Annotated in this window: 14 protein-coding genes; 8 read left to right on the forward strand and 6 right to left on the reverse strand. The window is 67.0% G+C overall.

Annotated elements, in window-relative coordinates:
- Positions 1-2: 2 nt before the first annotated feature.
- Together AB0I14_RS17380 and AB0I14_RS17385 are read right to left on the reverse strand one after the other, a co-directional pair.
- On the reverse strand, positions 3-1,811 hold the full coding sequence (locus tag AB0I14_RS17380) for an Hsp70 family protein (RefSeq protein WP_358023752.1): 1,809 nt from the start codon (positions 1,809-1,811) through the stop codon (positions 3-5).
- A gap of 63 nt (positions 1,812-1,874) precedes the next feature.
- Complete coding sequence (locus tag AB0I14_RS17385; protein WP_358023755.1) at positions 1,875-2,957, reverse strand: dihydrodipicolinate reductase; 1,083 nt, start codon at positions 2,955-2,957, stop codon at positions 1,875-1,877.
- Between the two features lie 161 nt (positions 2,958-3,118).
- On the opposite strand from AB0I14_RS17385, the gene AB0I14_RS17390 reads away from it, so the two are divergent.
- Positions 3,119-3,865 carry an SDR family oxidoreductase gene (locus AB0I14_RS17390; protein WP_358023758.1) on the forward strand — a complete coding sequence of 249 codons (747 nt, stop codon included), beginning with the start codon at positions 3,119-3,121 and terminating at the stop codon, positions 3,863-3,865.
- A 4-nt stretch (positions 3,866-3,869) separates the two neighbouring features.
- On the opposite strand, the gene AB0I14_RS17395 is transcribed toward AB0I14_RS17390, so the two are convergent.
- Entirely contained in the window at positions 3,870-4,940 is a 1,071-nt protein-coding gene (locus tag AB0I14_RS17395; protein WP_358023761.1) for a DUF4185 domain-containing protein, read from the reverse strand.
- Between the two features lie 19 nt (positions 4,941-4,959).
- Positions 4,960-5,499 (reverse strand): hypothetical protein, encoded by a 540-nt coding sequence (locus tag AB0I14_RS17400; protein WP_358023764.1) that lies wholly within the window; start codon positions 5,497-5,499, stop codon positions 4,960-4,962.
- A 156-nt stretch (positions 5,500-5,655) separates the two neighbouring features.
- Here AB0I14_RS17400 and AB0I14_RS17405 point away from each other — a divergent pair, with 156 nt between their 5' ends.
- The 4 genes from AB0I14_RS17405 to AB0I14_RS17420 are packed head-to-tail and all read left to right on the forward strand — an operon-like array spanning position 5,656 to position 10,599.
- Complete coding sequence (locus tag AB0I14_RS17405; RefSeq protein ID WP_358024392.1) at positions 5,656-7,170, forward strand: ABC transporter substrate-binding protein; 1,515 nt, start codon at positions 5,656-5,658, stop codon at positions 7,168-7,170.
- 29 nt (positions 7,171-7,199) lie between these two features.
- Positions 7,200-8,162 (forward strand): ABC transporter permease, encoded by a 963-nt coding sequence (locus AB0I14_RS17410; protein ID WP_358024395.1) that lies wholly within the window; start codon positions 7,200-7,202, stop codon positions 8,160-8,162.
- On the forward strand, positions 8,159-9,040 hold the full coding sequence (locus tag AB0I14_RS17415; RefSeq protein WP_358023766.1) for an ABC transporter permease: 882 nt from the start codon (positions 8,159-8,161) through the stop codon (positions 9,038-9,040). Before AB0I14_RS17410 ends, AB0I14_RS17415 begins: the two co-directional genes overlap by 4 nt.
- Complete coding sequence (locus AB0I14_RS17420; protein ID WP_358023769.1) at positions 9,037-10,599, forward strand: ABC transporter ATP-binding protein; 1,563 nt, start codon at positions 9,037-9,039, stop codon at positions 10,597-10,599. Before AB0I14_RS17415 ends, AB0I14_RS17420 begins: the two co-directional genes overlap by 4 nt.
- A 14-nt stretch (positions 10,600-10,613) precedes the next feature.
- Here AB0I14_RS17420 and AB0I14_RS17425 read toward each other — a convergent pair whose 3' ends face one another.
- Positions 10,614-11,417: a class I SAM-dependent methyltransferase gene (locus AB0I14_RS17425; RefSeq protein ID WP_358023772.1), complete on the reverse strand. Its 804-nt coding sequence runs from the start codon at positions 11,415-11,417 to the stop codon at positions 10,614-10,616.
- Positions 11,418-11,508: 91 nt separating this feature from the next.
- On the opposite strand from AB0I14_RS17425, the gene AB0I14_RS17430 reads away from it, so the two are divergent.
- From AB0I14_RS17430 to AB0I14_RS17440, 3 genes are all read left to right on the forward strand, one after another.
- On the forward strand, positions 11,509-12,249 hold the full coding sequence (locus tag AB0I14_RS17430) for an SDR family oxidoreductase (protein WP_358023775.1): 741 nt from the start codon (positions 11,509-11,511) through the stop codon (positions 12,247-12,249).
- Positions 12,246-12,626, forward strand: a complete 381-nt coding sequence (locus AB0I14_RS17435) for a hypothetical protein (protein ID WP_358023778.1) — start codon at positions 12,246-12,248, stop codon at positions 12,624-12,626. Before AB0I14_RS17430 ends, AB0I14_RS17435 begins: the two co-directional genes overlap by 4 nt.
- 82 nt (positions 12,627-12,708) lie before the next feature.
- A complete protein-coding gene (locus tag AB0I14_RS17440) occupies positions 12,709-12,948 on the forward strand; it encodes a DUF1918 domain-containing protein (RefSeq protein WP_358023781.1) in 240 nt (79 codons plus the stop codon).
- A gap of 98 nt (positions 12,949-13,046) precedes the next feature.
- Here AB0I14_RS17440 and AB0I14_RS17445 read toward each other — a convergent pair whose 3' ends face one another.
- The gene (locus AB0I14_RS17445) at positions 13,047-14,579 is read right to left on the reverse strand and encodes a cytosine permease (protein WP_358023784.1); all 1,533 of its coding nucleotides are present in this window, start codon (positions 14,577-14,579) and stop codon (positions 13,047-13,049) included.
- Positions 14,580-14,586 lie beyond the last annotated feature (7 nt).

Here is a 14,586-nt window from a genome sequence, read left to right on the forward strand (position 1 = left end):
ACTCAACCCCCGGTATGACCGCCGCCGGGCGCCGGCACCCACGGCAGGCCGGGAATCGTCGGATACGGGGCGGTGGGACTCCATGGCGCCTGCGTGGTGGTCGGCGGCTGCGTGGTGGTCGGCGGCTGCGTGGTCGTAGGCGGCGCGTCCGTCGTCGTCGGGGGCGGCGGCGTCTCGGCAGGCGGCGGGTTCTCCGTCACCGGCGGAGCCTCTGGGGCGGGCTGCTCCACAGTCTGCGTCACGGTGTGCGGGGCCGGTGCCTCGTGCGTGACGGTCTGCGGCACCTGGTCGGTGGCGGGTTCGTCGACGGGCGCGGCAGGAGCCTGCTCGTCCGGGGCCGCCGTCGTCGACGTGACGGCCTTGGACGTGGACGCCGGACGGGTGGGCTCGTCACTCCCGATGACAGTGACCAACGCCGCCAGGACGGCAACCAGCACAACGGCGGCGCCGGCACCCAGCATCACGGGCGGCCGGAGATACCAGGGCCGGGCTGCGATCTCGTCGCGTTCGGTCAGCTCACGCTCACCGAACTCGAGTTGAGGTCGCGCCGTGGTCCGTCCGCCTGCGGGCTCCAATCCGGTGTCGAAGTCGGCCCCGTATTCGTCGCCGTAGCTCTCGGCCCGGTAATCATCGACCGGCGCGACGTCGGGCACGTTCTCGGCATCGGACCAGGCCAGGGCTTGCGGCGCGGCCGGAGGCTCCGGCGCCACCAGGGCCGCGGCCTGCGTCGGCGGGGCTGCGGCCATGGAGGCCGGTGCCATAGCCGTCCTCCCGTCCTCTGCCGTTCCGCGCACCGCGATCAGGCCACCGCCGATCGCCGGCGTCAGCTCGGGTCGAGGCGCGGTGATCACCGGCAGGCGGAGGTGTTCGGACAGCGTCGTCGTGATCGCGGGGATCCGGGCGCCCCCGCCGGTGGAGGCCACCGCCACCAGCTCGCCGGGGCGCAACCCGGTGCGTTCTATCGCGCCCTGAAGGACCGACATGAACTCGCGCAGCGGTTCGGCGATCACGTCATCGAGTTCGTTGCGGTTCAGCCGCACGTCGCTGCGATGCCCCGGAAGTTCGGCGACCAGCGCCGTGACGGATTCGGTGGACAGACGTTCCTTGGCGCGACGGCATTCGGTGCGCAGGCGACCGAGCGAGCCGATGGCCGAGGTGCTGGCCAGATCGATCGTTCCGGCCGCGGACAGGTCGTTCACCACATGGGTGAGCAGTCCCTGATCGATCAGGTCACCCGACAGGTCGGGATGTCGGATCGTCGGTGCGATCGGCTGAAAGCCGCGGTCGGCGTCGGCCAAAGTGATGCTGGTGCCGCTCCCCCCGAAGTCGCACACGGCGATCACACCGCGCGTCGGCACCCCGGGGTCGTCCTGCAGTGCGACCAGCGCCGCCACCGCGTCGGGCACCAGCACCGGATCACCGAAGCCTCCGATGGCGGCCAGTTCGGTGCGCAGCGCCTCGACCTGGTTGGGCCGCCAATGCGCGGGATGGGCGACGGCGATCGGATCGGCGGGTGGGCGTCCCCCGGTCAGCGCGTGAAGCAGCGCCGCCAAGGCGTCGGCCAGCAGGGTCTCACCCCGGTGCGACGAGCCGTCGGGAGCCAGTATCCCGACCGGGTCCCCCACTCGTTCGACGAAGTCGGTGAGGATCAGACCGCGCTCGTTCAGGTTGGGGTTCTCGCTGGGTACCCCCACTTCGGCAGCCCGGTGCGGGTAGAGCGTCAGCACCGGCGACCGCGTCACCGCGGCGCGGCCCACCACTACCGCTGTGAGGTTCGTCGATCCGATCGACAACCCGATCCCGTCAGCCATTGCACCCCGTTTCGAGAAGAACCCTATCCGGTAGTCCATCTCGATTGACGGCGCGGGCGTTACCTAGCGAATGGTGCCGAAACCAGGAATCAGTGGTAGATCCAGAGGTGTTACCCACCCCGGCAAATGTTCGTTGACCGCGGGCACCGCGTTGAGCGCACGCAGCCCGGTGGCCAGGCAGCCCGCAGCGGCGGCATCGCGGCCGGAGCCGTCGGTGAACCGGAACGCGGTCTCCTGGGAGATACTCGGCGTGCCTTCGATGTCGACGCGGTAGACGTCGTTGTCGTTTCCGGACGGCCAGTCCGGCGCCGCGTCCAGGCCGATCCGGTTGACGTGCTCAAGCTGGATCCGGGTCTCGCCGCGGTACACACCGTTGATCGTGAACCGCACCGCGGCCACGTTGCCGGCCGGGATGATGCCCTTGGCCGACTTACGTTCGTCCGGGGTGATCCACTTGTCCCACGTGGTGGTGATCTCGTCGAGTTCGATCCCCGCGGCGTGCGCGATCATCGGAACCGTTGCGCCCCAGGCGAAGATGAGGATGTCCGGGGTTTCGAGCAGGGCGCGGTGCTCAGGCGGTTTCCCGATGCCCATCTCGAATTCGTAGTCGCCGGTGTAGTTGGTGTAGTCGAGCAGTTCCGAGGCCCGCACCTGGCGCACCTCCGAGCACAGACCCATCAGGGTCATCGGAAACAGGTCGTTGGCGAAGCCCGGGTCGATTCCGGTGGTGAAGCACGACGCCCCGCCGGCCTCGCACGCCTCGGTGATGGGTTCGATCCAGTTGGGCGGGTTGAGGTGCATCTTGGGCCACACCCAGGGGGTCATCGCGGTGGAACAGACATCGATGCCGGCCCGCAGGAACCGGGTGATGACGTCGATGTTGACGTCGGCGTGGGCGGCTGTCGGCCCGTAGTGGACCAGCGCATCAGGCTTCAGCGCGATCAGTGCGTCGATGTCGTCGGTGGCGGTGACGCCGATCGGGGCGCCCAGTCCGCAGATCTCGCCGACGTCGCGGCCCACCTTCTCCGGATTGCTGACACCCACGCCCACCAGCTCGAACAGTGGATGCCGCATAATCTCGGCGATCACCATGCTGCCCACAAAACCGGTGCCCCAGACCACAACTCGTTTCGTCACGGCGTTCACCTTAGGTGTACTACCTACCTCCCCGTGGCGGTTCCGGCCAGCCCGTCGGCAGATGTTCGCGCGGTGATACCAGTCACACCCGGCATCGATATCGCGCGGCCGCATGTACTTAGTAATCGAGCGGTCGCCACCGCCTCGAACCCAGCAAGAGAGGGACTCCGATGAGCACAACCACACTGGCCGGACGACGTGCACTGGTGACCGGCGGATCCCGCGGAATCGGCGCAGGGATCGTGCGACGGCTCGTCGCTGACGGCGCCGCGGTGGCCTTCACCTACGGGGCCTCGGCCGCCGAGGCCGACAAGCTGGTCGCCGAGTTGAGCGCGGACGGCGCGAAGGTCGTCGCAATCCAGGCTGACAGCGCCGATCCAGCTCAGGTGTCGAATGCCGTCGAGGAGGCGGCGGGCGCGCTCGGCGGATTGGACGTACTGGTCAACAATGCCGGGGTGGCGGTGATCCTGCCGATCGACGATTTCCCGCAAGAACAGTTCGACCGGCTGGTGGCGGTCAACATCGGTGGCGTGTTCGCCGCGATCCGCAGCGCGGTGGCCCACCTTGGTGAGGGGTCGCGGATCATCAACATCGGCAGCATCAACGCGGACCGGGTACCCGAGCCGGGCCTGTCGGCCTACGCGATGACCAAGGGCGCGGTTGCGTCACTGACCCGCGGCCTGGCCCGTGAGCTCGGCCCGCGCGGGATCACGGTGAACAACGTGCAGCCCGGTCCGATCAATACCGACATGAACCCCGATCAGGGCGAATTCGCCGAGGCGGCAAAGGGAGTCGTCGCGCTGGGACGCTACGGGCACACCAGCGACATCGCGGCCGTGGTGAGCTTCCTGGCCGGTCCGGAGTCAGGCTACGTCACCGGGGCGAACTGGAACGTCGACGGCGGTTTCACCGCCTGATCCCTCACAGGTTGATCGGGTCCGGCTGCTGCGGCTTCTTGGACGTATCCTTCAGCATGGACTTGAATTGCATTGCCCGGTAAGGCCATCCGGTATCGGTGTGCCACTGTGAGACCACCAGCCCGACACCGCCGGTGACGCCGAAGCGCGAGCCCGGCAGCAGGTAGCCGCCATACAGCTGGGCGACCTTGCTGTCCGCTTGATCCTCGGTGTCCCACGATGATCCGGTGATCGGAGTCTGGACCGGGGTGGTGTACATGTTGGCCACCGGCGAGGATACGACCCGGTAGCCCAATGCATATGAGGACGCCAGGAACCCGCCGAGGACCCATCGGCCGGGGGCGGTGCGACGGAAGGTCAGCTCGCCCCAGTGCTCGTCGGGTGGCGTGATCGGGGTGGCCTGAGTTCCCCACTGCCAGCGCCCGTTGACGAACCCCCAGCTGGAGTACTGCGACCGTCGGCCGATCTGATCGGGCCGGACCCGCATCAGGATGATGCCCTTGTCCCGCTGAAATCCGGTCGCCACCACGTACACCCAGCCGTCGTGGGGGTCGAAGTCCCACGACCAGCATTGCGCATAACCGTCGTGCAGATCCGCTGGGAACTTCGCCTGCTCACCCAGATGGGTCCAGGACACCCCGCTGTCATCGGAGCGCCAGATCTCGGTCCAGATGACCGTGCCGAAGCCATGGTTGACGATCGCATGCAGGTACAGCGAGTCGCCGACGCGCAGCAGATCTGACGGGATCACGGTGCTGATGCCGCCACGCCGCCATCCGGATGCCCCGTCGTCGTGGATGTAATCCCACAGTTGCCGCGCATAGGTGGGGTCTGGTCCGCCGGCGTATTCATAAACGATCTCGTGGTTGGCGTCGCCGGTGCCGATCAGCACCACCGGTGAACGCCAGTCGCCCTGCCCGACGCGGCTGCCGGAGAAGGTGTCACCGAAGACCGACACCAGTTTGCCGTTGGGAGCGATGATCGACGCACCGAGATCGGTGGCGGTGACCCCGAACCGGTCGGTGCGTCCCGGCCCGGTGATGTCGACGACCTTGCCGTCGATCAGCGGCAGCACTCCCCCTGCTCCTTCGGGCCTAGGTGCACCACCGCAAGCCACCCGGCTCGCAGTCCAGTGGATAGGCATCGACAGGAAGCGACAACGGCTCCTTATACGCGAGCTTGAACGGGAAGTTGAGGATCTCCGGCTCTATGGTGCCGCCGCATGCCTGGTTGTGGGCCACGCTGCGGGTGCCGGTCATCGCAACATCGTCGAACTTGTAGGTCTCGGTGGTCGGCGCCCAGCTGCCGTCGGGGCACTTCATCCCTTCCATCGACGTCGTCGAATACGTCCACAGTCCGCCGGTGAGCCGCGCGTCGCCGCCCTTGAGACCCCTGGTCGTCGCGACGTGCAGTCGGCACGCCACCGCCAGTTCGAGGGGCTCACGCAGATCCCCCACCACCGGGACGCAGGACGGGAACACCGTGAAGGTCTGCGGGTCCATGCCGTCCTGCGTGTAGGTGTAGATGCCCTGCATGACGGGATCGGCCTGTGCCGGGCCGGCAATCCCCAGGCTGAGTCCGATTCCCAGGGCCGACATCAGGGCGGTCGCGGCCGCCGTGCGCTTGAAGGTCACAATGGGTGAGTATCGCAGTCTTCATCAGCGTCGTCACCGGTATGGGCCCGGACGTGTCAGACCGGCCCTTGTGACGGCCCCAGCGGGTGAGCGCACGGACGGATCGCCCGCGGTGATCCTGGAGAGATCGTGACCACACGACCAGCGGTAAAAGCGTTGGCAGCAGTCCTGGTATTCGTGCTGGCCGCCTGTTCGGCGGCTTGTTCGACAGGCAGCAGAGTGGACCTGGGCGACGCGTCGTCGGGCAACCTCATCGCAGCCATCGCCGGCGAACCCGACCAGCTCGACCCGCACCGGACCAGTGCCTACTTCTCCTTCGAAGTGCTGGAGAACGTGTTCGACACGCTGGTCGAACCCGATGAGAACCTCCAGATGCGCCCCGCGCTGGCGCGGTCGTGGGAGGTCAGCGACGACCAACTCACCTGGACGTTTCACCTGCGCGACGGCGTCCGCTGGCATGACGGCACCCCGTTCACCGCCGACGACGTGGTGTATTCGTATCGCCGCATCATCGACGAACAGCTGACCAACGTCGACAAGTTCAGCGCCGTCAGCAGTGTCACCGCGCCCGATCCGGCGACCGTGCGGATCACGGTCCGCCGGCCCACCCCGAACCTGCTGACCAATCTCGGCGGGTTCAAGGGCATGGCGATGGTGCAGCGGGCCAATGTCGAGAGCGGGCAGATCGCAACCCATCCCATCGGCACCGGCCCGTTCGCGTTTGCCGCGCGGCGTAGCGGCGACTCGATCACGCTCAGGGCCAACCCGCACTACTGGGGAGGTGCGCCCACGATTTCGGGGGTGACGTTCCGCTTCATCTCCGAGCCGACGACGGCGTTGTCGGCTCTGCAGGCCGGCGAGATCGACTGGACGGATTCGGTACCGCCGCAGCGCGTGGCCCAGTTGCGTGACGACGATTCACTGACGTTGGCCGTCACGCCCGGCAATGACTACTGGTACCTGGCGCTCAACGAGGCCAGGCCACCATGGAACGACCCGCGGGTGCGCCAGGCCGTCGCGTACGGCATCGACCGCGACGCGATCGCCGCGGCCACCAGCTACCGCACCGCTGCGGTCAATCAATTGGCGATCCCGCGGGGCAGCCCGTGGTTCACCAACTACCACCGTTACCGCTACGACCTCGATGAAGCGAAAAAGCTCATGAGCCAGGCCGGCGCCGCACCACACACCCTGGACATGCTGGTGACCAGCGAGTACCCCGAGACGGTGACAGCGGCCCAGATCATCGCCGACAACCTTGCGCCCCTTGACATCACAGTGAACATTCGCACCGTGGACTTCGCCACCTGGCTGGACGAGCAGAACACCGGCCACTTCGACATGCTGATGATGGGCTGGCTGGGCAACATCGACCCGGATGACTTCTACTACGCCCAGCATCACTCGAATGGGACCAGCAACGCCCAGAAGTTCTCCGACCCCGAGGTCGACCGCCTACTGGACGCCGGCCGCACCGAAACCGACGTCGCCAAGCGAAAAGACCTCTACGCCAAGGCCGCAACCCGGATCGCGGATGAGGCCAGCTACATCTACCTGTACAACCCGTCGGTGATCCAGGCCTGGGCCAACAACCTGCCGGGGTATCAGGTGCGCCGCGACGGCGCCGTCCGGTTCCGCACCGCCGACCTGGATCGAGGTGAAATCCGGTGACTCCGTTGACCCAGAGCACCTTGCGCAGGATGCGGGCGAACCATCCGATCGTCGAGTTTCTGGCCCGACGGCTGCTGTACTCGGCGGTGGTGCTCATCGGGGTGCTCATCGTGGTGTTTGCCCTGGTGCACCTGGTGCCCGGTGATCCGGTCCGGATCGCGCTGGGCACCCGCTACACCCCGCAGGCCTACGACGCGCTGCGCGCGGCCAGCGGCATGGACCGACCCATTGTCGAGCAGTTCTTCTCCTATCTCGGCTCGGCCCTCACCGGCGACCTCGGGGTCAGTTTCCGCAACGGTGACCCGGTCACGCTGACTCTGCTCGACCGACTGCCGGCGACGTTGTCCCTCGGTGTGGTCGGCATCCTCATCGCCCTGGTGATCGCGCTGCCCGCCGGCATCTTCTCGGCGCTGAGGGAAGGACGGGTCAGCGACGCGATCGTGCGGGTCGCCAGCCAGTTCGGAGTCTCGGTCCCGGATTTCTGGTTGGGCATTCTGCTGATCGGCCTGTTCGCCTCGACACTGGGCTGGTTGCCGACCTCGGGATACCGCCCCCTGCTTGTGGATCCGGGCGGCTGGCTACGCCACATCGTCCTGCCCGGCCTGACGGTGGGCCTGGTCGCCGGCGCGATCATGACGCGTTATGTGCGCTCTGCGGTGCTGGAGGTCGCCGCCATGGGCTATGTCCGAACTGCACGGTCAAAGGGTCTGACCCCACCGGTGGTCACCTTCCGCCACATCGTGCGCAACGCTCTGCTTCCGGTGTTGACCATCACCGGAATCCAGCTGGCCACGATCCTGGGCGGCGTGATCGTGGTCGAAGTCGTGTTCGCCTGGCCGGGTTTGGGCCGGCTGGTGTTCAATTCCGTTGCCGCACGAGATTATCCGGTGATCCAGGGCGCGGTACTGTTGATCGCCGTGCTGTTCCTGCTGATCAACCTGCTGGTGGATGTGCTGTATGCGATCGTCGACCCGAGGATCCGGCTTTCATGACCACTTCCCAGGATTCCCGCGTCGCGTCATGGCGGCTGTTGCTGTCCAATCCGGTGACGGCGATCAGCGCAGCGGTACTGCTGGCCGTACTGGTCGTAGCGGTCGCCGCGACCTGGATCGCGCCGTACGGCATCAACGACATCGACGTGCCCAGCGCGCTGCAGGGCCCCGGCACCACCCACTGGTTCGGCACCGATGAGCTTGGCCGCGACGTGTTCTCGCGGGTGCTGGTGGCGATCGCCGCATCGCTCCGGGTCGCGGTGGTCTCGGTGGCGCTGGCCGCGGCGATCGGCGTGATGATCGGTGTGGTGGCCGGTTACCGGGGCGGCTGGATCGACACCGTGGTGATGCGCATCGTCGACGTGATGTTCGCATTCCCGGTGTTGCTGCTCGCACTCGCAATAGTCGCGGTCCTCGGTCCCGGCATCACCACCACCATGCTGGCCATCGGGATCGTCTACATCCCGATCTTCGCGCGGGTGGCCCGGGCATCGGCGCTGGGCGTACGGGTGGAACCGTTCGTCGCGGTGTCGCGGAGCATGGGCACCGGCGACGGCTACATCCTGATCCGGCACATCCTGCCGAACATCGCCGGGCCGTTGATCGTTCAGCTGTCCCTGTCACTGGCGTTCGCGATCCTGGCCGAGGCCGCGCTGTCGTTTCTGGGGTTGGGCATCCAGCCGCCGCAGCCATCGCTGGGCCGGATGATCTTCGATGCCCAGGGATTCGTCACGCTGGCCTGGTGGATGGCAGTGTTCCCGGGCGCGGCGATCTTCGTGATGGTGTTGGCGTTCAACCTGTTCGGTGACGGGCTGCGCGATGTGCTCGATCCCAAGCAACGCACCTCCATCGAGGCGAGAAGGGCGGGGCGACGATGAATCCTGTTCTCAGTGTGGCCGATCTGCGGGTGGCGATCGGCCGTCGCGAGATCGTCCAGCGTGTGTCGTTCGAGGTGCACCGGGAGCAGACGATGGGCATCGTCGGCGAGTCCGGGTCGGGCAAGTCGATGACGGTGCTGGCCGCCACCGGCCTGTTGGACGCACCGGGTGCCGTGGCCTCCGGTGCCAGCACGCTGGCCGGTGGTACCCAACTGATCGGGGCGTCGGCCCGGGCGCTACGGGCCGTGCACGGGAGCCGGATCGGATTCGTCTTCCAGGATCCGGGGACATCCCTGAACCCACTGCTGACGCTGGAACGTCAGATCACCGAAACCCTTGAGACACATCGCAAGATGACCCGTCGTCAAGCCCGTGGCCGGGCGGCCGAGCTGCTCGACGCCGTCGGGCTCCCCCAGGAGCGGCTCGCTGCCTACCCGCATCAACTGTCCGGTGGGCAACGCCAGCGCGTGATGATCGCGATCGCCCTGGCCTGCGATCCCGAACTGCTCATCGCCGACGAGCCGACCACCGCACTCGATGTCACCACCCAGGCCCAGATCATCGATCTGGTCGGCGATCTACAGCGCGAGTTCGGTACCGCAGTGGTGTGGATCAGCCACGACCTCGGGGTCATCGGCCAGGTGGCCGACGAGGTCACGGTGCTGCGCGACGGCGAGATCGTCGAGCAGGCACCGATCCTCGAAGTGTTCGACCATCCACAACACGCCTACACCCGGGAGCTGCTCGAGGCCCGTCCGTCGGTAGACGGCCCCGGACCCGACCCCGCCCCCGATGACCCACCGATTCTGTTGCAGACCAGCGGGCTTGAGGTGCGCTACGGCGCGGTCCAGGCGGTCAAGGACGTATCGTTCGAGATCCGACGGGCGACGACACTGGGGATCGTCGGTGAATCCGGCTCGGGCAAGTCAACGGTGGCCGCCGCCCTGACCGGGCTGGCCACACCGTCGGCGGGCACGGCGACGCTGGCGGGAGACGACGTATTCGCCGGCGGGCGCGAACTGCGCCGGCGGATCAGCCTGGTGTTCCAGGACCCGTTCGCCTCACTCGATCCGCGGGCCCGGGTCAACTCCGCGATCGGTGAGCCGCTGCGCGTGCACCGCTTGGCCACGGGGCGGCGCGGCCGTGCCGACCGAGTGGCTCAGCTGCTCGAGCTCGTCGGCCTGCCAACAGATTTCGCGTCTCGCTATCCGCACGAACTGTCCGGCGGGCAACGTCAGCGCGTCAGTATCGCCCGGGCGCTGGCCACCGAACCCGACGTATTGATCCTCGACGAGTCGACGGCATCGCTGGACGTGTCGGTGCAGTCGCGGGTGCTGGACCTGCTGTCGCATCTGCAGCGCGAGTTGGGCTTGACCTACGTCTTCATCGCGCACGACCTGGCGGTGGTGCACCGGATGTGCCACGACGTGCTGGTGATGCGGGCCGGCGAGATCGTCGAGTACGGCCCGGCCGCCGAGTTGTTCGCCGCCCCCCGGCACGAGTACACCCGCACGCTGCTGGCCGCGGTTCCGCCGGCCAGACCTCGGCAGCGGATCTGACACCGCCGGCTTGATCACTTCCGGATGCGCGCAATACCCATCAGATGGTTGGTCATGTCCCTGATGCCGGGCAGGTGGCCGCTGAGCCGGACCAGGCTGAGCGCCGCCTGATGGATCTCCTCGTCGACATCCGGAAGCTCTTCCAGGGCAAACCCATTGGCACCTTCGATGGCGTGGGCCTCGGCATCGGGCAAACCAGCCGTCGCCATCTCCTGCAACAGTTCCTCACTAGTGTGGAAATGCCCACCCGGGAATCGGACCGACGCGGGTGCGTCGCCACGCTCCAGCAGTGCGATCAGCTCCGCGGGATAGGGCGTCCCCGTCAACTCCTCACGCCCCAGGGTGTTGACGGCATGGCAGGCGAAACGAGTGATCACGGCGGCGAACAACCAACCGCCGGACCGGGTGACCCGTCTGGCCTCCCTGATGCACCTGATCCGCATGTGTTGAGAGGCAATGTGATACAGCGGTCCGAACACCAGGACCACATCGAACGTGTCGTCGGGGAAGGCGAGCTCACGGGCATCACCGATGTCGGCAACGAAGGTGCCACAACGGCGAGCGGCGGCCACATGGTCGGGTACCGGGTCGATGAGCACCACTTCATGCCCCTGCTCGGCGAGGGCCGCCGCATGGACGCCCGTCGCTCCCCCGACATCCAGGATCCTCGACCGTGGCTCGATCCGAGCGCCGATCAGTTCCTGGACACGCTCGAATTCCAACCGCCCCTGTGCTGATCGGGTTCGCAGGCGCTCGGATTCGGTGAACCGGCTGGTGTAGTACTCCTGGATTCGCAGGTCCAGATCTGGCTGATCCATCGTTCTCACGATAATGGCCGTCGGGTATCGGCCACGAATGATTTAGGCCGCCCGACCGTGGGCGGCCAGGCCGCGTGAGAAGGTGTGAGCCATGACTGCTCTGGATGGAAAGGTCGCGCTGGTCACCGGTGCCTCATCGGGACTCGGCGCGGCGGTGGCCCAATTGTTCGCCGCACGTGGCGCGAAGGTGTTCGGTGTGGCTCGCGACGCCGAACGGATGGCCACGGTGTTCGAGGACGTGCCCGGTGGCGCGTACGCCTCGGTGGACATCTCCTCTTCGGAGGCCTGCCGGGACGCGGTGGCGCAGTGTGTCGAGAAGTTCGGTCGGCTCGACGCGCTGATCAACGTCGCGGGATTTCACCAGATGCGCCACACCGTGTCGGTGACCGACGAGGACTGGGACAAGGATCTCGCGGTCAACCTCAACGGTCCGTTCTTCCTGTGCCGGGCGGCGCTGCCGCATCTGTTGGAGGCCGGCGGCAACATCGTCAACGTCGCGTCGATCGCGGGCATCGAGGGCGAGGTGTACTCGGCGGGGTACTGCGCGGCCAAGCACGGGCTCGTCGGGCTGACCCGCGCCCTGGCCATCGAGTTCACCTCGGAGCGCCTCCGGGTCAACGCGGTGTGCCCGGGCGGCATGCTCACTCCGCAGACCACCGAGTTCGCCGCCCCCGAGGACGCGGACTGGAATCTGATCCTGCGGATCGCCGCGCCCCGCGGGATGATGGACGTGGCAGACGTGGCCAAGACCATCGCTTTCCTGGCCAGTGACGACGCGGCCGCCGTGCACGGTGCGGTCTACATCGTCGACGCGGGCAAGACCGCGGGATGAGCACCGCCGTTCTGTCCCGCGCGACGCATCGCAGTGTGGCCGTTGCCGGGTCGGCGGCCACCGCGGTCAGCGCCGGGGTGGCGGGATCGGCCGCGACCGTCTCGAGCGCCGGGGTCGCCGGTTCGGCGGCCACGGCCTCCAGTGCCGGCGTCGCCGGGTCCGCCGCCACGGCCAGCAGCGCCGCCGTGGTCGGAAGTGCGCTCACCGTGCTGTCTTTCGCGATGCTGGGCTGCCTGGCCTGTATCGGCTGCTTCGCCTGTCTGCGGTGTGTGGGCTGCCTCGGGTGTGCCCGCTGCCGCGACTGCGTCGGGTGCGTGGGTTGCTACAACTGCTCGGGGCTGCGGAACGCACGCGGTCTGCGCAACGTGCACATGTGAATCTTCTGCTCGGACGGTTCCCACGAGGCCGCCGCGCGGGCACGATAGGAGTGTCCGCCGGGTACGGCGAAGGGAGCGGACGATGAAAGCCCACGTCGGCGATTTTCTCGTTATCAAGGGCACCACGACCGATCAACATGAACAGCACGCGGAGATCCTCGAAGTGCGTACCGAGGACGGAGCGCCGCCGTACGTGGTCCGGTGGCTGGTCACCGGACACGAGGCGATGGTGTATCCCGGCCCCGACGCGGTGATCGTCTCGGCTGCCGACCACGCCCGCGCGGCCGAGCGCGCCGCCGAGCGGGCCGGGCGGCCACGCTAGGCGGGGCACAGGCACCACCACGTCCGGTCGTCCGCGAGCACGCATGAGATCGGGCGGCCACGCACCGTTGCGTAGCCGCCCGATCGGGTCCGCAGCACTCAGCTGTGTTCGAGCGCTGCGGCGGGGGCGGCCTCGGCCGGAGTCTGCGCATGGAGGGGTTCAGGCGCATAGACTTCCGGGCCGTCCGGCCAGAGCTGATGGATGATCGGGCAGCCGATCAGTGCGACGAGACCTGAGGCGATCAGGCCACCGTCGATACCGCCGATCATCGGCGCCAGCAGCCCGGTGTAGGCGTCATTGACCGAGAACAACATTCCGGCCAATGCCGCACCACACCACAGAGTCAGCGCGCTCGGATTCAATCCGCCTTTGTACCAGTAGATTCCACCGCGCAGCCGACGATTGAACACCTGCAGGTCATCGACGTCGTAGTAGCCGCGCCGCTTGACGTGGCCGTAGACCACGATCACGACCCACGGGATGGAGAAGCAGACCAGCAGCTGCAGGTAGATCGACATCCCGCTTTCGATCTTGTCGTAGAAATGCCCGACGTACACCAGAACCGTTGCGAGCCCGCAGGCCAGCAATGTGGCCTGAACCCGGTTGAACCGCGGGATGATGGCGCTGGTGTCCAGCCCGGTGCCGTAGGTGTTGATGACGGCCTGCGTCGTACCCGAGGCCAGACCGAGGTAGAGCAGCGCGGGGATGTACCACAACGGCACCACGTCGACGATGCCGAACACAAACGGGGTATCCGAGTCGGCCACTCCGGCGTTGAAGGCTGCCGCCGAGGTGAACGCACCCCAGAGGAAGCACACGCCCATTCCGAAGATGCCACCGAGTGTCAGGGTGAGCACAATGCGACGGTCGGAGTATTTCTTCGAGGAGATATGCCGGGTCCAGTCGCCGGAATAGGCGGCGTACGACGACACCGTTGCCGCGCACAGCAGCGCCGACACGAGCCAGGTGCTCAGCTCAGAACCGAACGCGTAGTTCCCGGTACCGGCGTAGGACGCACTGAAATCACCGCTGTAGACGAACAATCCGACGATCATGCACAGCCCGGCAGTCGGCAGGATGAACTTCAGCGCGGCCATCATGCTGTGGTGTCCGTAGACGGAGATGACGGTGACGATGATGCTCAGCACGGCGTAGGCGATCAGCCGCACGATCTCGTTGTCGGGCATGTTGAAGAAACGGATCAGCGCCGACGCGAGTGCATCGCCTCCGGTCCAGATCGAGATTGCCGCGAAGGCCAGGCTGGCCGTGCCCTCGAGAATCGATCCGATCAATCGGCCGGCCACTCCGAAGTAGGCGCCACTGGACACCGGATTGTTGGTGCCCGAATGCGGGCCCATCAGACCGGACAAGCCCAGGAACACCGCGCCGACTGCCGATCCGGCCATGATGGAGGTCGCCGCCGGCCACCACCCCAGACCGAACGCGATCGGGTACCAGCCGATGATGAACAACCCGAACGTCATGCTGCCACCGAGCAACAGGATGTACAGGTTGCTCGGCCGCGAGCGTCGTTCGTCCTCGGGGATGTAATCAATGCCGTGTTGCTCCACACGCGGGAGCGAAAGTCGGGACGCAGTGGCCAGGTCCTTGTCGAAGTCCTTGTCTACCATGCGGTTG

The organism is Mycobacterium sp. NPDC050441, from assembly GCF_040655355.1.
Taxonomy (GTDB): domain Bacteria; phylum Actinomycetota; class Actinomycetes; order Mycobacteriales; family Mycobacteriaceae; genus Mycobacterium.